The organism is Dyadobacter sp. CY347 (genome assembly GCF_021502655.1).
Taxonomy (GTDB): domain Bacteria; phylum Bacteroidota; class Bacteroidia; order Cytophagales; family Spirosomataceae; genus Dyadobacter.
Map to the genome: position 1 here is coordinate 458,529 of NZ_JAKFFT010000008.1, position 19,763 is coordinate 478,291.

At 44.6% G+C, this 19,763-nt stretch carries 19 protein-coding genes; 11 read left to right on the plus strand and 8 right to left on the minus strand.

Going from position 1 to position 19,763, the window contains the following annotated elements; all coding sequences use genetic code 11:
- The first annotated feature begins 24 nt into the window (after window positions 1-24).
- Complete coding sequence (gene mraY, locus L0659_RS20350; protein ID WP_235128420.1) at window positions 25-1,239, plus strand: phospho-N-acetylmuramoyl-pentapeptide-transferase; 1,215 nt, start codon at window positions 25-27, stop codon at window positions 1,237-1,239.
- A gap of 101 nt (window positions 1,240-1,340) precedes the next feature.
- Here mraY and L0659_RS20355 read toward each other — a convergent pair whose 3' ends face one another.
- Both L0659_RS20355 and aroB read right to left on the minus strand, forming a co-directional pair.
- On the minus strand, window positions 1,341-1,916 hold the full coding sequence (locus tag L0659_RS20355; RefSeq protein WP_082216781.1) for a DUF4136 domain-containing protein: 576 nt from the start codon (window positions 1,914-1,916) through the stop codon (window positions 1,341-1,343).
- 88 nt (window positions 1,917-2,004) lie between these two features.
- Window positions 2,005-3,039: a 3-dehydroquinate synthase gene (gene aroB, locus L0659_RS20360; RefSeq protein WP_235128421.1), complete on the minus strand. Its 1,035-nt coding sequence runs from the start codon at window positions 3,037-3,039 to the stop codon at window positions 2,005-2,007.
- A 293-nt stretch (window positions 3,040-3,332) separates the two neighbouring features.
- Here aroB and L0659_RS20365 point away from each other — a divergent pair, with 293 nt between their 5' ends.
- Window positions 3,333-4,388 carry a VOC family protein gene (locus L0659_RS20365; RefSeq protein WP_235128422.1) on the plus strand — a complete coding sequence of 352 codons (1,056 nt, stop codon included), beginning with the start codon at window positions 3,333-3,335 and terminating at the stop codon, window positions 4,386-4,388.
- On the opposite strand, the gene L0659_RS20370 is transcribed toward L0659_RS20365, so the two are convergent.
- Entirely contained in the window at window positions 4,385-5,359 is a 975-nt protein-coding gene (locus tag L0659_RS20370) for a 1-acyl-sn-glycerol-3-phosphate acyltransferase (protein ID WP_235128423.1), read from the minus strand. The two genes, L0659_RS20365 and L0659_RS20370, sit on opposite strands and share 4 nt — an antisense overlap.
- A 148-nt stretch (window positions 5,360-5,507) precedes the next feature.
- Between L0659_RS20370 and L0659_RS20375 the strand changes: the two genes are divergently transcribed.
- The 4 genes from L0659_RS20375 (at window position 5,508) to L0659_RS20390 (ending at window position 9,700) form a co-directional block, all read left to right on the plus strand.
- Window positions 5,508-6,548 carry a hypothetical protein gene (locus L0659_RS20375; RefSeq protein WP_235128424.1) on the plus strand — a complete coding sequence of 347 codons (1,041 nt, stop codon included), beginning with the start codon at window positions 5,508-5,510 and terminating at the stop codon, window positions 6,546-6,548.
- Window positions 6,549-6,595: 47 nt separating this feature from the next.
- On the plus strand, window positions 6,596-7,444 hold the full coding sequence (locus L0659_RS20380; protein WP_235128425.1) for a TIGR01459 family HAD-type hydrolase: 849 nt from the start codon (window positions 6,596-6,598) through the stop codon (window positions 7,442-7,444).
- A gap of 93 nt (window positions 7,445-7,537) precedes the next feature.
- Window positions 7,538-9,079 (plus strand): YifB family Mg chelatase-like AAA ATPase, encoded by a 1,542-nt coding sequence (locus L0659_RS20385; RefSeq protein ID WP_235128426.1) that lies wholly within the window; start codon window positions 7,538-7,540, stop codon window positions 9,077-9,079.
- Between the two features lie 45 nt (window positions 9,080-9,124).
- Window positions 9,125-9,700, plus strand: coding sequence for a Uma2 family endonuclease (locus L0659_RS20390; RefSeq protein ID WP_235128427.1), 576 nt, complete (start codon window positions 9,125-9,127; stop codon window positions 9,698-9,700).
- A gap of 6 nt (window positions 9,701-9,706) precedes the next feature.
- Here L0659_RS20390 and L0659_RS20395 read toward each other — a convergent pair whose 3' ends face one another.
- From L0659_RS20395 to L0659_RS20405, 3 genes are all read right to left on the minus strand, one after another.
- The gene (locus L0659_RS20395) at window positions 9,707-10,483 is read right to left on the minus strand and encodes a hypothetical protein (RefSeq protein WP_409019298.1); all 777 of its coding nucleotides are present in this window, start codon (window positions 10,481-10,483) and stop codon (window positions 9,707-9,709) included.
- Window positions 10,484-10,653: 170 nt separating this feature from the next.
- Complete coding sequence (locus L0659_RS20400; protein WP_235128428.1) at window positions 10,654-11,475, minus strand: enoyl-ACP reductase; 822 nt, start codon at window positions 11,473-11,475, stop codon at window positions 10,654-10,656.
- A gap of 113 nt (window positions 11,476-11,588) precedes the next feature.
- Window positions 11,589-12,608: a carboxylesterase gene (locus L0659_RS20405; protein WP_235128429.1), complete on the minus strand. Its 1,020-nt coding sequence runs from the start codon at window positions 12,606-12,608 to the stop codon at window positions 11,589-11,591.
- A gap of 63 nt (window positions 12,609-12,671) precedes the next feature.
- Between L0659_RS20405 and L0659_RS20410 the strand changes: the two genes are divergently transcribed.
- From L0659_RS20410 to L0659_RS20430, 5 genes are all read left to right on the plus strand, one after another.
- Complete coding sequence (locus L0659_RS20410; protein ID WP_235128430.1) at window positions 12,672-13,358, plus strand: response regulator transcription factor; 687 nt, start codon at window positions 12,672-12,674, stop codon at window positions 13,356-13,358.
- A 134-nt stretch (window positions 13,359-13,492) separates the two neighbouring features.
- Window positions 13,493-14,479: a porphobilinogen synthase gene (hemB, locus tag L0659_RS20415; protein ID WP_235128431.1), complete on the plus strand. Its 987-nt coding sequence runs from the start codon at window positions 13,493-13,495 to the stop codon at window positions 14,477-14,479.
- 58 nt (window positions 14,480-14,537) lie between these two features.
- Window positions 14,538-14,774 (plus strand): hypothetical protein, encoded by a 237-nt coding sequence (locus L0659_RS20420; protein WP_235128432.1) that lies wholly within the window; start codon window positions 14,538-14,540, stop codon window positions 14,772-14,774.
- A gap of 3 nt (window positions 14,775-14,777) precedes the next feature.
- On the plus strand, window positions 14,778-15,185 hold the full coding sequence (locus tag L0659_RS20425; RefSeq protein ID WP_235128433.1) for a PIN domain-containing protein: 408 nt from the start codon (window positions 14,778-14,780) through the stop codon (window positions 15,183-15,185).
- A 37-nt stretch (window positions 15,186-15,222) separates the two neighbouring features.
- Window positions 15,223-16,755: a M20/M25/M40 family metallo-hydrolase gene (locus L0659_RS20430; RefSeq protein WP_235128434.1), complete on the plus strand. Its 1,533-nt coding sequence runs from the start codon at window positions 15,223-15,225 to the stop codon at window positions 16,753-16,755.
- Between the two features lie 47 nt (window positions 16,756-16,802).
- Here L0659_RS20430 and L0659_RS20435 read toward each other — a convergent pair whose 3' ends face one another.
- Window positions 16,803-17,540, minus strand: a complete 738-nt coding sequence (locus L0659_RS20435) for a hypothetical protein (protein WP_235128435.1) — start codon at window positions 17,538-17,540, stop codon at window positions 16,803-16,805.
- An 11-nt stretch (window positions 17,541-17,551) separates the two neighbouring features.
- Window positions 17,552-19,732: a DPP IV N-terminal domain-containing protein gene (locus tag L0659_RS20440; RefSeq protein ID WP_235128436.1), complete on the minus strand. Its 2,181-nt coding sequence runs from the start codon at window positions 19,730-19,732 to the stop codon at window positions 17,552-17,554.
- Between the last annotated feature and the right edge of the window lie 31 nt (window positions 19,733-19,763).

A 19,763-nucleotide genomic window follows, 5' to 3' on the forward strand; every position in this document is an offset into this window, starting at 1 on the left:
AAAGTCATCCCCAATACATTATTCATGCTCTATTACTTATTCGATTATCTCGACCAGCACTTCAATATCCCGGGAGCGGGTGTTTTCCAATATATTTCATTCAGGGCGCTGGGAGCCACGGTTTTATCCCTTTTCATCGCCGCGACTTATGGAAAAACCATCATTAACTTCCTGAGAAAGAAACAAATGGGCGAGACAATCCGGGATTTGGGATTGGCCGGTCAGATGGAAAAAGCCGGAACACCAACCATGGGTGGTTTTATTATTCTGGCTTCACTGCTTATTCCCGTGCTGCTTTTCGCGAAACTGAGTAATGTATACATTGTCCTCCTCATCATTACAGCGCTTTGGACAGGGATGATTGGGTTTGTGGATGATTATTTGAAAAAATTCAAGAACAACAAAGACGGCCTTCACGGGCGGTTCAAGATTGTAGGGCAAGTGGGATTGGGCGTCATTGTAGGCCTTACGCTGTCTTTTAATGATAATGTCAGGATCCGGATTTACGAGCAGCCTTTATTGAGCTCCAACTTGGGCGAAATCCAGCGTTACCGCGACATTATCCACCCGACAGTAACAACGATCCCTTTCATTAAAAACAACGAATTTGATTACAAAGCGTTGCTATTTGGCTGGTTACCAGAAGAATACACTTGGGTCATTTACACAATCATCGCCATTTTCATCATTACCGCTGTTTCCAACGGAGCCAATATTACCGATGGCATTGACGGCTTAGCGGCAGGCGTTTCGGGGATCATTGCGCTTACGCTGGGCGTTTTGGCTTATTTATCAGGGAATACGAAGTTCTCGCAGTATCTGAACATCATGTACATTCCGAACTCGGGTGAGCTGGTGATTTTCTGCGCGGCATTTATAGGCGCCTGCGTCGGGTTCCTCTGGTATAACGCGTATCCCGCCCAGGTTTTCATGGGCGACACCGGAAGTTTAATGCTGGGAGGTGTTATCGCCGTTATCGCACTGGCCATCCGCAAAGAATGGCTTATCCCCTTCATGTGCGGTATTTTCATCGCCGAAAACCTCTCCGTAATCGTCCAAGTCAGCTATTTCAAATGGACTAAAAGAAAATACGGCGAAGGCCGAAGGGTGCTCCTAATGTCACCACTTCACCATCATTATCAGAAAAAAGGCATCCACGAATCGAAGATCGTAACCAGGTTCTGGATTGTAGGGATTATTCTGGCGATTTTGACATTGGCGACTTTGAAGTTGCGGTAAACGCCTGTCACACTGAGCGTAGTCGAAGTGCTAGCACGATGTACCTCACTTCGACTCCGCTCAGTGTGACAGGTAAGTGACGCTCAGTGTGACAATGTAGGTTAACGCCCTACCGCCTCGCTATAACGTCTCGGATCATAACCCTTCGCAAACAGCGGATATTGGTCAAAAATCCTTCTTACTACGCTCCTGTAATGGTTATTGGAGTTTTCTACGCCTTTGAAAATACCTGACGCGTAGCCTCTCCATACAACCTGGTCGCTTTCGGCATCGATTAGGGAAACGATGAGCGTTCCTTTGTCAAGGGCGTATTTGATTGGTTCGTAGCGGAAGCCGTCGTTTTCAGTATCTACCCAGTTTTTAATGACCGGCTGCATGTAGCCCTGATAACGCAGGTTATCGTAAAAGATACCGTAATTGACCAGTAATGTTGGTTTTTCAGCCGTGAGCTTGTAGCCTCTCACTTGCATTTGACGGCGGATGGCTTCGTAGATCTCGGTGCAGAGATTATTGGTGTCACGTTCGCATTCCAGAAAAGTATAGGAAGAATAATCCTTGAAGTTGGTCTCGTAGCTGTAATCATGCTCCACAAACACTTTCCGACCACTGGAACAGCCCGCTATGATAATGACTAGGAGTAAAGCGGCATAAGTAAAAATTGACCTTAGCATAAGCATTTAATTTGTCAGGTTTATGAAAATATATCAAGAATGTATTTATACAAATCCTTCGAAAGCAATAGCTTATGCCAGATATTTTTAAAAATTATCCCAAATAATAAGCTATGGATTTACGCATTTCAGAAGCAGAAACCACTATATCAAACGCACATTGCCCTGCTCCTTTCAGCAATGAAAACCGCACCTCTTTTCCTTTGTTTTTCTTATCCTGGCGCGTCAGGTTAATGATTGTTTCAATGTCTTCTGCCTTAATGTTCACTTTACCATACGTGGCGAAAAGAAATTCCTCAATGCTTGTAAGCGTCTGCTGGTCAATCATTTTTCGCGAAAAGGAAAGATGACTTTCCATGATCATCCCTACTGCAATCGCTTCTCCGTGAAACAATCTTTGGTTTGCAGGTTTGTTGAGAAAACAAGTCTCTACTGCATGTCCAAGTGTATGTCCAAAATTCAATATTTTGCGCAAACCTTTCTCCGTAGGATCCTGATCTACAACCGATTGTTTGATTTTTACTGAATGCGCTATCAGATCTTTCCAGTTTTGCTCTTCAAAATCTTTTTGTCTGATCACTTCCCACTTCGCCGCATCAGCGATCAGGCAATGTTTAATGATTTCCGCAAACCCTGACCTGATTTCCCTTTCCGGCAATGTTTGCAAAAAGACCGGATCTATCAGCACTTTTTTAGGCAATGTGAAAACACCTAAATGGTTTTTAAAACCCTGAAAATCAATTCCTAATTTTCCTCCTACGCTTGCATCGACCTGCGAAAGCAACGTGGTCGGCACCTGTATAAAATCTATTCCACGCTTATAAACTGCCGCACAAAAACCACCCATATCGCCAATCACCCCGCCACCCACATTGATCACCAAAGCATGCCTGTCCAAAGCTTCTTTCGTCATCGCATCCCATATTTTTTCACAGGTCGACAACAATTTATTCGATTCTCCGCTGGGCACACTTACAATGCTATGCGGCGGCAAAATCGCCTTAAAAGACGGGTAACAATGCTTTTTTGTATTGTTATCCGCAATGACAAAAACTTTGGAATACTCAGACGAACTCAAAAATTCACTTAAACTTTCACTAATTGGGGCAATGACTACGGACTCGTTCATTCTACTATTTTGTGAGACAGCGCTCGTAACACATACGATGAATGCACCATAATGGATGCGTTGATATCCAGGATTTTAGAAATAATATTCTGGAAATCTCATTTAAAGATATGAATTATTATGTTTACCAAAAATGCAATTGGGTTTTGTATCCCAAGAATATTTTTCGACATGTCCCATTTTCATCTCAATTGCGTTTACAGGTGTCCCGTTTGCGTTTTATTTTGTAAAATTGCCGTCCGCTTAACCCGGAATTGAAATATTAAGCCTTTAACCAATCATAATTTTAACGAATGAGTGCTCCGCTGATTTCAGGAATTCAACAGGTAGGAATTGGTGTTCAAAACGTGCCCGACGCATGGAAATGGTATCGCAGGATGCTCGGTTTCGATGTGCCGGTGTTTGATGAAAAGGCCGAAGCGCCGCTTATGACGCCATATACGGGCGGGGAAGTGCATCAGAGACACGCGGTTTTGGCTATTAACCTGGCTGGTGGAGGTGGATTGGAGATCTGGTCATTTACGAGCAGGAAGTCGCAGCCTGCGAATTTTAAGGTTGAGATCGGAGATTTAGGCATTAATGCAATCCGTTTCAAAGCGCCTGATGTGAAAAAGGCACATGAATGGCTTAAAAGTCAGTCAAAAGAAGCTGTCGGACCATTGGCCGCGTTGCCGGAAGGAGAAGGATTTTGGGCAAATGATCCTTATGGGAATACATTCCAAATCACAAGCGACGAAACATGGTTCCAAAATACAGGGAAACCGGTTGGCGGAGTTTCTGGTGTTGTTGTGGGCGTTTCCAATATAGACGAATCGCTGGTTTTCTACGAAAATCTGCTTCAACCGCTGGAAGTTGTTTACGACCAATCTGGCGTTTTTGAAGACATTCCCGCGTCGATTAAAGGTCAGCGTTTCAGGAGGGTTTTGTTAAGGAAAAAATTTACCCCACATGGTGCATTCAGCCGTTTGCTGGGTAACATACAAATCGAGCTTGTGCAGGCGCTCGACCGAACGCCTAAGAAAATATTCGAAAACCGTTTCTGGGGTGATTGCGGCTTTATCCATTTGTGTTTCGATACCATTGATATGGATACATTGAAATCCAAATTGCAATCACAGGGATATCCTTTCACGATCGACAGCGAAAGATCTTTCGGCATGGAATCAGCAGCAGGGCGTTTTGCCTATCTGGAAGATCCCGACGGCACATTGATCGAGCTCGTGGAAACACATAAGCTGCCTATTTTGAAGAAAATCGGCTGGTTCCTGGACATTCAGAAAAGAAAACATCAAAAGCCGCTACCCGACTGGATGCTGAAATTGATGGGTTTGAGCCGGGTGAAGGATTAATAACGGGCTCCGAACCAGGCCAGAATGGGCAATGCAAAGAATAGCGCTAATCCTGCTGGCCAGCCGGCAACTAATCCCAAAATCAACGACAGCAAAACGACCACTGTAGGATAGAGATACATGAGCAATCCAAACAAAACCGAATCGTAAAACACAGATCTCGCGGTAAGTTTGGCTGTTTTCCTTTCCAAAAAATTATAAAATGGACGGTGAATGGTCCGCCCTACCCAGCCTATTGCATTTTGAAACGCATTCCCTTTTGCTGGAATTGTACAGTCTGCAAATAATGTATTCAGCTTTTGCGTTTTTTCGTCTTTTGAAATTTCAGCCGGAATAGACCAAACCTCTGCACTCATTTTCCGCTCCAAAATTTCGTTGAATTCACGCAGCCATCTCTCGTATTCGAGGGGATCTGTTTTTATATCATTAATTAAAATAGCGTCTCCAAAGCGCAGAGAAACTCTTTTTCCCGGCCCACGAAAGTGTTCGTAGTTAACTCCCGTCGGTACGACACCCATGTTTTTCATCGCGTTATCGCCATACCAGATGTGGTATGCCATTCTTGCGGTTCCTTTTCCCAGCGGACGCAACCGCCATTCATTAACGCAAACGCCTTCCGAAAATATGATCACGGCGCCGCCGCCTTTCATAGCATCATAACCTTCCTGAACGGTAACATCATGATTCTTAACGTATTGTCGCCCCTCAGAACCTCTGAACACCGGAATAAGTTTGATCTGCCGGAGCCAGAATGCTGCCGCCTTTTTCTTGAACACATCTCCGCGAGTAAGCGTATGTATGGGATGACGCAGGATTGCACCGATCACAACAGCGTCAAAAAATGAGCCTGAATGATTGGAAGCGATGAGCAATGGTCCCTTATGCAGCTTTTCGAAGCCTGTTACACAAAGCTTTTTAAGATAGATCGGCAGCGCCAGGCGGACCAGGAAACGGGAGAAGTAGAAGAACAAAATGTATACGGTAAAAATGACCCGCAAAATTATTCAAAGTTTCGATATATGCTCGTGTCCGCTCCCCCGAAGTTGCTAACTTTGACACTGAATTGAGCTCTTAAAGAGCATAGCATCAACATTTTGCAATGCCCAAATAATATAATCAATGCGTTTAAAAGATTATCCCGAAATTATCCGGAAGGCCTGGGCAGGGTTTGATAATTCGATTGGAGTTAAGTTTGTTGAAGATATAAGTGCCAAAGTGTCAACCAATCACGTCTTTCGGGTGACGCTTGATAACGATGATATTGTTGTTGCCAAACTGTCCTATTTTGGCAAATATGAACATTTCAAAGAGGATCACCGGATCATTCAGGCGCTTGCCAATAATTTGCTCTACCCTTTTGAGAATGTGCTCGCCAGGTCGCTTGTAAAAAACAACCAGGTTTATACCTATCGCTATCAGGAAGATTTTGTAGATACATGGGTCGTTTTTTATAACCCGATCAGGGCAATGAACCGGCTGCCTAAACGACTTAATGATGAACAAATCAAGAAGTTAGGGAGCGAAACTGCAAAGTTTCATCTTGCTTGCCTGCGGGCAGGGAAATCCATTCCGAAATCTTCAAAAAACCTGCGGACGGACATTCAGCATTTGCTGGAAATCCTGGATACAGACACCGGGCAGTATGAACATCGCGGCTATATCCAGCTGCTACGAAAGCAATGCGATATTTTCATGAAGAATATCCAGCGTCTGAATGTGAGTTCTTTCGATAAAATGCCTGTCTTCGTGGACTGGAACATTGGAAATTTCTCCGTAACGGATGATCTGAAGCTATATTCGAGATGGGATTATGACTGGTTTCGCGTTTCTTCCAGGATCATGGACTTTTACTTTTTTGCCCGGGTTTGTTCCAATGTGGGCGACAGGACGGTTTTCAGTTATCTGCTGGGGCCTTTGATGGAGGACCGTTTTATGATTTTTTTGAAAGAATACCACCAAGTGTACCCACTGACAGTCAATGAAGTGCGATTTATGAAGGAAGCTTACAGGTTTTTTATTCTCAATTATGTGATCAAATATGGTAAATACTTCTTTCACAGGTCCTATTGCACCAAATTACAAAAGGAAGCATACGAACTTTATTTCCCTTCGATCGATGGTTTTGACGAAGACAAGATCCTGAAAGCGCTTAATTTATAACCTAGTTTTAGCGCTCATTTTTATTCACTCCTAAGACACCACCCATAATGATCCTTGACAATTTTAAGTCTGTAATCTCAAAATATGAAGTAATTTTCTTTGATGCTTTTGGCGTTCTTAAAACTTATAATGGCCTTATTCCAGGCATTGAGAACACTTTTGCTTACTTGCGCGAGACGGGTAAGGATTTTTATGTGGTGACAAATGACGCATCGCGCAGCCCCGAGCAACTGGCAGAATCCTACGTGAAATTAGGCATCGACGACGTCACGCCCGACCGAATCATTTCTTCGGGTATGCTGGCGAGAGAATATCTTGAATTAAAGGTGAGAAAAGGCGTGGTTGCCTACCTGGGGACAGACAACTCTGCGCACTACATTGGCTCCACCGACCTAAAAACGCTGTCAATCAGGGAACTGGATCTTAACGCAGTTCATGATGTTAATGCATTGGTTTTTCTCGATGACGAAGGTTTTGACTGGAACACGGATTTGACAAAAACATTAAATCTGCTTCGGAAACGGAACATTCCCGTGATCGTGGCTAATACGGACAAAACTTATCCTGCTTCAAAAAGCCGTCTGTCAATTGCAGTGGGCGCATTGGCAAAAATGATTGAAGATACGATCGGAAGACAATTCATTCGTTTCGGAAAGCCTGATCCACAGATGTTTATATTTGCCTATCAGCACATTAAGAACTATCCCGACGTCAGCAAACAGAACATTCTGATGGTTGGTGATACATTGCATACGGACATTCTGGGCGGAAATAAATTCGGACTGGACACAGCGCTGGTTCTCACTGGAAATACGCAAGCCGAGGACGCGGAAGTGCGCATTCGTGCCACCGGAATTATCCCGACTTACATTTGTGTTTCTGCGGTAGTTGAGTAACAAGCGGTTAGCAGTTTTTGGCAAGCATTATTGGATTAATGATTTCTTTTTCCGATTTCCTGCTATTTTTGCCAAAAACTAAATCACACACACATGCTTGCCAAAACTTACGGAAGTGCCGTTTACGGCGTTGATGCTACGATCACGACGATCGAAGTGAATGTGGCCCAGGGAATGGGCTTTTATATGGTCGGGCTGGCCGATAGTTCTGTAAAAGAAAGCCAGCAGCGCGTTGAGGCCTCGCTTAAATATTATGGCTACAAAATGCCCCGCCAAAAATTGGTGGTGAACCTCGCCCCTGCCGACATTCGCAAAGAAGGCTCTGCTTACGACCTGCCCATTGCTCTTTGCGTGCTACAATCCTCGGAACAACTCAACTGCCAGCACAACCTCGAAGACTACATTATCCTGGGAGAGCTTTCCCTGGATGGAATTCTGAGGCCTATCAAAGGCGTTTTGCCCATTGCCATTGAAGCGCGCAAGCAAGGATTCAAAGGTTTTGTCCTGCCAGCTGAAAATGCACACGAGGCTGCGATTGTGAACAACATTGATGTCATTCCTGCGGAAACGCTTGCCGATGCCATTGCCTTTTTTGAAGGCAAATCCGATGTTAAACCCATTGTTGTGGATACGCGAGATCTGTTTTTTACTTCACAGAATGAGTATGATGCTGATTTCGAGCACGTTCAGGGACAGGAGAACATTAAGCGTGCGCTGGAAATTACTGCTGCGGGCGGCCACAACGCAATTATGATCGGCCCGCCAGGAGCCGGAAAAACAATGTTGGCGAAGCGAATTCCGAGTATTCTGCCGCCATTAAGTCTGCCCGAAGCATTGGAAACTACGAAAATCCATTCGGTTGCTGGTAAGCTTGGAAAGAGCGCTACGCTGGTTTCAAGACGCCCTTTCCGTGCGCCGCACCATTCGATCAGCGACGTCGCGCTGGTTGGCGGCGGGAGTTTTCCTCAACCCGGAGAAATATCGCTTTCGCATAATGGCGTGTTGTTTCTGGATGAGTTGCCTGAGTTCAAGCGGTCGGTGCTCGAAGTCATGCGGCAGCCATTGGAAGAGCGTAAGGTGACCATTTCCAGGGCAAAAATGACGGTTGAGTTTCCAGCCAATTTTATGCTCATTGCCAGCATGAACCCGTGCCCGTGCGGCTATTACAACCATCCTGAGAAACAATGTGTTTGCGGAACGGGTGTTGTTCAAAAGTATCTCAATAAAATCAGCGGCCCGCTTCTGGACCGCATTGACCTGCATGTTGAAGTTACGCCCGTCTCCTTCGACCAAATTGCCTCCACTCGTAAATCAGAAAGCAGCGAACAAATCCGCGCAAGGGTAATCAAAGCGCGTGAAATGCAAACAGAACGGTTCAAAAACAACAAAGAGATTTATTCCAATGCCATGATGTCTCCCGAAATGGTGAAGGAAATCTGCATTATCTCCGATCCCGGCAAAGCCCTCCTACGCACCGCCATGGAACGCCTCGGCCTCTCCGCCCGCGCCTACGACCGCATCCTAAAAGTCTCCCGAACCATCGCCGACCTCGCCGGCAGTGCTGACATTCAAGTGCAGCATTTGGCTGAGGCTATTCAATACAGGAGTCTGGATAGGGAGAACTGGGCTGGGTGATCGTTTGAAAACACAACGCATTCTATCATTAATGCAATTACTGCTATGCTAAACGAAGAGCAGGAACGAAGAATTAATTTCTACAATGACATTAGTGAACAAGAAAAAGTCGAGTTCATTAATGGAGAAATTATCGTGCACTCTCCTGCCAAAATGCAGCACAACCGCGCAATGCTGCTACTTGCTCAACTTCTTAACCTGTATTCTAATGAACACGATTTAGGATTTGTAGGAGCCGAGAAAATCATGATCAAGTTAACCAGAAATGATTATGAGCCGGATATTTGCTTTTTCAAATCAGATAAGGCAGATCACTTTAAGGAACATCAAATGTTTTTTCCTATACCGGATCTCATTGTTGAAATACTTTCTCCATCAACTGAATCACGGGATAGAGGCGTTAAATTTAAAGATTACGAATCCCACGGTGTTGAGGAGTATTGGATTATTGATGCTGATAATCAAGTTGTTGAGCAATATCATTTGGTTGAGACGGAATACTCACTCATTCTTCATTCTTCCAAAAGTGTTATTGAGAGCTTTGCCGTTAAAGGCTTTAAAATCCCTATTGCGGCTATTTTTGATAAGAGAGAAAATGCAAAAGCAATGCGCAACATTTAATTCTACTCAAAGTTCCTCTACACTTACCCCGCCTAATTCCTGAAACAACGTTGACCAGTAATGCGTAACATGCGGGTTGTTTTCTTTGCTTGATGCGGTTGGTTCGAATGGGGAGACGATGGTGACTTGCGGGGAGCCGATGGCGTATTTTTCTAATTGTTTGACGTCTTCTTTCGCATCTGTTTCAGCTTCTGAATCCGACTTGGGCGGCTTGATATGGAAATCCCTGCGATCCGGGCCTTTTACACTCTCCACCATATCGCTGAAATAATAAACTTTTACCTCAGAACCACTTTCCCCAGCTTTCGCAATCACAGGCAAACTTGCCCAAATGTCTGTTGATTGATTCGATGCGCCTGTATTCTGCTGGTTTAGCTTTGCCAGGAGTTGTCTTAAATAAATGCTCTTTTCCTTTTGCAACGAAAGCTGAAATGCCGTCTCAATCCCTTCGCGGTCCGTGGCGCTGGAACCTTCTGTATTGTCTTTCTCACTTCTAACAGTAAGCGATAATGCGCGTGCTTTGGAGGTGTTTTCGTGTATAAAATAGACTTCCAGCTTATCGCCTTTGTTCTTCATGTTGGTTTCGATAATGTCCGTTAAAGCCTGGCGATATTTATCATTGACGTAAGCCTTATCCACATGCACGCTTTGTGTTTTATCCAAAAAAACCAATGTATAAACCGGTGCATCGGCCACTGCGGGTTTTTCTTCTTCCTTATCACCTCCGCAAGATGCAAGCGAAAGCATTGTTAGGGAAAGCATAACGAGCTTCCAGTGAAGCATTAAAGACTTTTTTATTTTTAAATCCATAGGGTCAATTTATTTAGCGAAACTAACTGGTTCACAAATATTACACAACGCCAAACGGATGATCGGCTGCATTATTTTATACAAAAAAAGAAACCCTTCAAAACGTATGCCTTGAAGGGTTCCAAAATGTATTTTCGAAAATGCTATTTGTGCTGATTCTGGATCATGGTAACCAGTTCTTCTGAAATCCCGGTTGAAGAATAGCCGCCGTCGTGATACAGGTTTTGCATGGTAACAAAGCGGGTAAGATCTGAGAACAATGTAATAGCGTAGTTGGCGCAATCGTCGGCTGTTGCGTTTCCTAATGGGCTCATTTTCTCTGCAAAATCATAAAATGCATCGAATCCTTCAATGCCTGAACCTGCTTTTGTCTTGGTAGGAGACTGTGAAATGGTGTTGACACGGACGTTTTTAGCCTTTCCGTAACGGTAACCATAGCTGCGCGCAATGCTTTCCAACATCGCTTTCGCCTCCGCCATATCGCTGTAAAAAGAATACGTGCGCTGTGCCGCAATGTAGGAAAGTGCTACAACTGATCCCCAATCATTGATCGCGTCCAACTTTTCGCCAACCTGCAAGAATTTATGAAGAGAAATGGCTGAGATATCAATGCCTTTTTGCATCCATTCGTAATTCAGGTCACCATAAGATTTCCCCTTACGAACATTAACAGACATACCAATGGAATGCAGAACGAAATCAATTTTTCCGCCGAGGATCTCCATCGATTGTGTATAAAGATTTTCGATATCCTCAACAGAAGTGGCATCGGCGGGAATAATCTGTGCGTCGCATTGTTTGGCCAGATCATTAATAGCGCCCATACGCATGGCAATCGGCGCGTTTGTTAATGTAAATGTGGCTCCTTCTTCTTTTGCTTTCAGTGCTACTTTCCAGGCAATCGAATTTTCGTCCAATGCGCCTGAGATAATCCCCCTTTTTCCTTTTAATAAACCGTAAGCCATGTTTTCCTTTTATAATTGATTAATTAGGATGTCCGTTTAAGGCGGCAAAGTAAAGCATTTTTGGCTTGTTAAACCAGATCCTCTGCCTGATCTGCTTTTTCAAAGCCATGAATTCAAGGCTGTAAAACCTTATTTTCTACTGGTTTAAGATGCAGCTTTTGCTGAAAAAACGAGTCTGTGGCTGCAAACACACCATTCACGTCTTTCGAGCGCAAATGCGACGCGATCACATGGTCCCCGCTTTCAGGAAACGCTTTCAAAACTTTCTGATCGTTAGGCGTGCCCAGTTCAGGAAACATTTTTTCTATCGCTTTTACAGAAACAACCTTATCCTGCTCCTCTTCATTTTTGTAATAATAACCAACAAAAATCGGCATTTTAACCTGTGCAAAAACTTCCGGCTTCGAGATAGCATCCATCATTTGCTGCAAGGTGATGAGGCCATTGGTATGGTAACCCTGCAGCCAGAATTGCGCGCGCTCAGGAATTGTGTCTCTCGATCCATTGTGTTCGCCAATGGCCGTGTGCAAAATCTGCTTGCCCCATGGACGCGTTATCAGTTTCAATGTCGAATTCGCCACTTCCATACATGGCGAATAAAGCACGACACCTTTGATTTCAGGATGCGTTGCGGCCAGATAGGTCGTCAGTAATCCTCCTGCAGAAGTTCCTATCACGATCACACTGTCGCCCAGCACTTTACCTATCGCAAGCGCACGCTTTGCACCTGCCATGAAGTTGACAGGGGTAAGGTCCTCCAAAGCATTGGTATCACTGATACCGGCATCATGCATACGCGCCAGGTAAAGGTTAGCCCCATATTTTTTTGCAAGATCTTTGTGAATCGGATCGCCTTCCGCCCAGCTGGCGCCAAAGCCGTGAATGTAGACGATACTGTATGTAGTTTTCTGCTTTTTCGACGAATCAGCCCAGATAATGCGGGCTTCGTTGTCGGGTTTCAAATCTGGAATCGACTTCTCGGTGCTGATCACTTCCTTTTCCAATGCTGTAAGATCAGAGGTGACCGTAGGCAAAACCGGTGTGAGCTTAGCCTCCGGAACTGTCGGGCCCACCATGTAAACGATGCCCAGAACCGCGATGATTCCAATGATCCAAAGTAGGAATTTTAACATTTTTTATGAGTTAAGAAGGTTTATCATAATTATCTTGCAAACATAATTTAATTATCCTTCCCCATGCCGAATCTTTTACTCGTCGAGGACGATGCCAACCTGGGATCTTTGCTTCAGGAATATTTGATAGATAAAGGCTTTCCTACCGATTTAGCTACTGACGGGCAAAAGGGCTGGCAATCATTTGTTGACAAAACATACGACCTCTGCATTTTCGATGTCATGATGCCGAAAAAAGACGGATTTTCGCTCGCTAAGGAAGTCCGGATGAGCGGGCGAGATGTGCCGATCATTTTTCTGACAGCCAAATCCATGAAAGAGGACACTATGCAAGGGTTTCGGGTCGGAGCGGATGATTATGTTACCAAGCCGTTTGACCGGGAAGAATTGTTATTGCGCATTGAAGCCATTCTCCGTCGTTACAAAAAACAGCCTGACAATCAGGAAGAAGCGAAAATATATCAGGTCGGCCAGTTTTCATTTGATTACAGCCACCAGCAGCTAACCGCGAATGATAAATCGGTGAGACTAACGAGCAAGGAATCTGAATTGCTTAAGTTGTTTTGCCAAAATCTCAACCAGCCGATCAGCCGCAGTTTTGCATTGAAAACCATTTGGGGCGATGATTCTTATTTTAATGCGCGAAGTATGGATGTTTACATTACAAAGCTTCGGAAATATCTGCGTGAAGACACTTCAATTCAGATCATGAATTTGCACGGCGAGGGTTTTAAACTCATGGTTGGGTGATCCCGGCGTGGGATTTGGGTAAAGAAATTGCAAAAAACATTTTCGCCGGGAAACTCTAAAATTTTCCGGTTGGTTCTTTACTTAGTAAAACAGTAAAAAAGCCGACAGCCACCGCTGATCGCCGCCAGCCCATCATGATCAATGTATCCCGTCGTCCGCGACGCAATAGAAAATCTTCTGCCATCAGGGATTTGGTTCAGGAAACGACGCTTCAGGTTTCCGATTTCATTTATCCAATGTTCCTTCAGGAAGGGACTAACCTTAAAATTGAGGTCAAATCCATGCCTGGAATCCATCGTTTTTCGCTGGATAACCTGCTGGAAGAACTGAAAGAAGTTACAGATCTGGGCATTCGCGCTATCGATCTTTTTCCCAATTATCCGGAAAGCAAAAAGGATCGCACTGCCTCAGAAAGCTATAATGCAGACACATTTTATCTAAAAGCCATCACGGCCATCAAGGAAAAATTCCCTGAATTGGTGATTATGACCGATGTTGCCATGGACCCCTACAGTTCAGACGGCCACGACGGGCTTGTGGAAGACGGTAAGATCCTGAATGATGCCACATTAGAAATACTTGCAAAAATGTCGCTCGCACAAGCAAAAGCAGGTGCCGACATTCTGGGACCAAGCGATATGATGGACGGGCGTGTGGGCTACATTCGCAAACACCTTGACGATCATGGCTTTACGGATGTCAGCATCATGTCTTACTCGGCCAAATATGCCAGTGCATTTTACGGACCTTTCCGCGATGCATTGGAATCTGCTCCGAAATTTGGGGACAAAAAAACTTATCAGATGAATCCTGCAAACAAGCGCGAAGCATTGCTTGAAGCACAGCTGGATTTCGAAGAAGGCGCTGATATGCTGATGGTTAAACCCGCTTTATCCTATCTCGACATTATCCGCTTACTGGACGAAAACTTCGACATTCCCATCGCAGCATACAACGTCTCCGGCGAATACGCCATGATCAAAGCCGCCGCTCAAAACGGCTGGCTCGACGGCGACCGCGCCATGATGGAAGTCCTCATGAGCATCCGCCGGGCCGGAGCCAAATGCATATTGACATATTTTGCAAAGGAAGCCGCGGTGATTTTGAATGGTGCCCGGTAAGAGGTTGATTTCTATTTGTTATGGAAAAAGCTATATTTGTTAGAACAAGAAAATAGCTATGCAACACACCATTCAAATCAACACAACGCAGCTTGATGCAAAGTTTTTGACATCTATAAAGTCTCTTTTTGGTAAAAGGGACATTAAAATAATTGTTGAAGATGTTGAGACAAGTAACCCTGAATTAAAGACTACAGAGGTAAAAAGATTTCTCGATCATAGGAAAAACCGTCCTTCTGAAGTGGTTTCGGATCAAACGGATTTTAATGATGTGGTCAATGATATCAACTTATAGTCAATGCATTACTTTGACTCCGATGTGATCTTTAATTATGTTGTAATTCAAGATGCTGTCAAACACGACCAGGCAAATCACCTGATACTTGAAGCCATTGCACAAGATCAGTTTGTTATTTCCACACTAGTCATTCAGGAAGTTGGTTATGGGCTCGCGAGGTTTGAGCTCAAAAGCGATGCGATTAAGTACGAACTTGATTATTTGCTTTCTCTAAACATAACCAGCATTCAGAAGCAGCATCTTTCCAGAGCCTTGCAATTGTCTGAGGCAATTGGTTTTAAACACATCAATGATTGCCTTCATGCGGCTGTCGCGGAAAGTCTTAATTGTGATTTGTTTTATACATATAACAAGTCTGATTTTAGCCGCATTAAAAAATTGAGTCCATTAGACATTATCATATTATAAGTCAAATTTTTTCAAAGTTATAGCGCTTCGTTCCGCCATGAGATTTAACAAAAACCTTATCCTCCTTTTCTGCTGTTTGCCATTTTTGCCCCAAACAGCCTTCTCCCAAAAGAAAACCAACTCCCTACCCGAGTTTCAAATCAAAAAATCCGATACGGAAGCGCATATGCGGTTTTTGGCGGCGGATGAGTTGCTGGGCAGGCGGACCGGGGAGCAGGGGAATTTGGTTGCCGCACGGTACATTGCGGAACAGTTTCGTAAGCTGGGCGTCGTGCCGGTTCCGGGAAATGGTGCTAATAATTCGACTTATTTTCAAAGTGTTCCTTTTGAGAAAATGGGCTCTAACGGCAGCGGGGAGATCATTGCTGATGCGGAAATTATGAAAAGCGGTGAAGATTGGATCCTCATGAATGGTGAGGCAATGAGCATTAAAGCCCCGATTGTTTATGCGAGTTTTGGTTTGGAAAATGCTGCCAAAAATCAGGATGATTACAAAGGTTTGGATGTAAAAGGCAAGATCGTGCTGGTTGAAAGCGGCACGGCTGAGACACAAACTCCGCGCGAAATCATCAACACATCAAATGAAAAGCGGAAAATCGCGATGGACAAAGGTGCTGTTGCGATTATTGAGCTCTTCAATGCGCCTATTCCCTGGAACATTGTGACCAAATCTTTTGGTGGAGAGAAACTAGGACTGGCGGAGGGCGATGGCGCGGTAGTCAAATCCATTCCTCACGCGTGGGTGAACGGTAAGGAAGCCAAATATGCCCGTGCATTGCGAGCTGTTAAAGAAGTTGAATTTAAAACAGCCGGAAGAAAGTCCCAGATCGTTGGCAGCTATAATGTAGTGGGCTACATTCCCGGTTCAGATCCGAAATTAAAAGAAGAATATGTACTATTAAGCGCTCATTATGACCATGTTGGCGTAGGTAAGCAAGGCGGGCAGCCTTTCACAGCCGAAGACAGCATTTTTAATGGTGCGCGTGACAATGCATTTGGAACAGTTGCGCTACTGACTGCCGCTGAGGCTTTGTCCAAAAATCCTCCCAAACGTTCTGTGCTGATTGTTGCTTTGACAGGTGAGGAAGTTGGCCTGCTAGGAAGTAAATATTACGCAGCCCATCCGCTATTGCCTTTGAACAAATGCATTTTCAACATGAACTCCGATGGCGCCGGCTATAATGATACGACCATTGTTTCCGTAATGGGATTGGAAAGAACGGGTGCGAGAGCGGAAATTGAAATAGCCTGTAAGGCATTCGGCTTCGGCGTTTTCGCGGATCCTTCGCCAGAGCAAGGCTTATTTGACCGTTCGGACAATGTGAATTTCGCCAAAGAAGGAATCCCTGCCCCGACATTCACGCCTGGTTTCAAAGAATTCAATGGTGATATCATGAAAAACTATCACCAGGTTTCTGATAATCCCGAGACGATTGACTTTAATTATCTGCTAAAATTCAGCCAGGCATACACATACGCAACCCGCTTGATCGCAGACCGGAAAGTGGCGCCGCAGTGGAGCGTGGGGGATAAGTATGAAGCGGCTGGGAAGAAGTTGTATGGGAAGTAGTGCTTCGGCTTCGCTCAGCATGACAATGATGTGTTTATTTTGACGCCTTACTTTTTATTATAAAAATCAAAAACACCTTTCAAAACAAGGTCGCTCTTCAAGGCGGCCTTGTTTTCTTTTAAATAAGCGTCAACTTCCTTCTCTTTATCTCCCATCACAGCCAACACAGCCTTTTTACCAGCATTCAACTTCTCCGACTTACCATTTGAAATAACATAATAGTCACTATCCAATCGCACGATCGTGTTTTTTTGGCCGGTTCCGAAGCCTGGGTTGTAGTTGGGTTTTGTGATTCTTGGTTTGTAATGTTTGATCAAGGTGAGCTTGCCGGAACTAAGCACTTCGCAGACGCCTTTGAGGTCGGTGTTGGGCGCCAGGGACCTGATGCTGGTGAAGCGTTGTGGTGTGCCGTTATTTTTGGTTTCAAAACTTTTCAAATAGCTGGATTTAATAACCCGGATGTCATTCTTTTTGGCCAGCACTTCCAACTCATCATTCAGCACATTGTAGCGGATGGTTATGCCTGCCAGACTATCCGATTCCAAGCCTCCAAACTGGGTTACGGGCGCGTTCAGCTTGACGGATCCTTCACGCCATAGTGAGTCAATGTAAAAGTCGCCGATTACATTGGACGACTCGGTGGGCGATGACCAGAAAACACCAGGCCTGTCTGCATTCAGGCCTTTTCCCGTTGCTACGCCTACTTTTGTTCCTTCGCTCAATTGTGCATAAACAGCGCCGACTGACATTGCCAGCGCTGTTACCAAGCAAAAAAAGTGTTTCATTTAGCTCAACATTATCTTGCTCCCGGAGGGCAATTCTTTTTAAGATAATCAGTGAATAAACTTCTCAAATGCTTTGATGTGCCTTCGCCTTCCGAGATTCCGTGCGAACGGTTGGGATATGGCATGAATTGAAATACTTTATCATTCTTAATAAGCTCATTGACAAGCATTTCAGCATTTTGGTAATGTACATTGTCATCCCCTGTTCCGTGAATGTAAAGCAAGTTTCCTCTCAGGTTTTTGGCATGCGTGATTGGTGAACCTTTCACAAAATCTTCCCGGTTTTCCTGCGGAACGCCCATATATCGCTCCTGGTAAATGTTGTCGTAAGTGAGCTGATTGGCCACAGCAGCCACTGCAATGCCAGTTTTGAAATGCTGCGGATATTGGAATAACAAATTCAATGTGGATGAACCGCCCCCACTCCATCCATGCACGGCAACGCGGCTGGTGTCAATGAATGCATATTGCTTGAACATGGCCGTTGCGGCACCGTCGATATCCTTGATGTTGATCGTCCCAATGTTCTTGTAAATCGCTTTGCGCCACGCGGCGCCCTTCGGTGATGGCGTTCCGCGATTGTCCACAGATGCATAAATATAGCCGTCGTCAGCCATGCTTCCTGCGTATAAACGGTTGCGACCGGTTCCATAAGTGTCTTTCACAGTGCTTCCTGCGGGCTCACCGTAAACCATAAACACGATCGGATATTTCTTGGCTGGATCAAAATTGGTTGGCTTCACCATCCAGGCGTCGATTTCGATTCCTTCTTCTGTTTTCACTTTGAAAAACTCAATGTTCAGCTTCGCAGCATTGATCTTGTCAGCGGATTGCGCGATTGAGTTTGAAGGGTCAATAGAAACGTGTTTTGGTAATGATATCCACTCCTGCAATGGTGCGGTTTTGGCATTGGAAAATTGATGTCTTGCAAATTTTCCGCCCGGAGAAATCTCGTAATTGTGCGTTCCTGATTGGTTTGCAGGCGTTATGCGCTCCGCTTTTCCTTTACCGTCCAATGAAATTTTATACAAATAAGTCTGTGTAGCATTATCCGGCGATGCGGTGAAATAGTAAGCATTATTTTTCTCATCAATGCGCACCGGATTGATCATATCAAAATTTCCGATGGTTACCAATGTTTCCTTTTTCCCATCGCGGCTCACGCGATACGTGTGACGCCAGCCGTCTTTTTCGCTTACCCAAAGAAACTCCTTGCCATTATTGATCCAGTCCCAACCCATCGGATCATTCTCCCAGCGGCTCTTAATGTCAATCCAGGCTGCATCTTTTTCTGTAAAAAATGGTTTTGCGCTGCCGTCGGTTGTGTTAATGTATAAAAGCGTGCTTTCGTTTTGTTTGCGGTTCAATTGCTGGATCACCAGCTCGTTAGGCATGCCCGACCATTCCATTCTGGGCACATAAGTGTTCTGCGGATCGCCAGGAATGTTCATCCATTTGGTTTGGGAGCTGGCAATGTCCACCACACCGATTTTATAGGGAGAAGGCGTTTCACCAACTTTTGGATATTCCACAGGAACATTAAATGAGTAAATAGAGTCCGTTGTATTGATCATCAGGAAATTACGGATCTTGCGCGCATCAAGTTGCCAGTAAGCGATGGATTTGCTGTCTCCGCTCCAACGGAAACCATCGCGGCAATCGAACTCCTCTTCATAAGCCCAGTCAAATGTCCCATTAATGACGCGATCGGTTCCATCAGTGGTAAGTTGCTTTATTTCACCACTTTGAATGTCTTCTGCATACACATTATGCTTGCTTACGTAAGCTGCTTTTTTTCCATCAGGAGAAAATTTGGCAAACATTAGTGACGATTCCGGCAAGCCTTTTCCGAGTTGTTTCAATGTTTTCCCTGCCACATCAAAAACCCAGTAATCTCCACGCGTCTGGTAACGCCATACGCGCTTTGAATTGGTGTATATCAACACTTTATCACCAGTCTGGCTCATGGTATAACTTCTGATTTCCATTGGAGACCCATCCGCTTTTTTAAGCATATCCTGCGCTACGATCACCTTTTCTTGTCGGGATGGCAATGCAGTTTCTACGATTCCCTGCTCGGTTACGTCGCGGTATCCGGTTCCGTCGGGAAGCCACTGAAATGTGTCGGGGATTTGGGAAAAAAGTTGAAAAGAAAGTAATGTGAGGATTAAAGTTGTGACAAAGTGCTTCATAAGAACTTCAAAATATTAGATAGTAAGACAA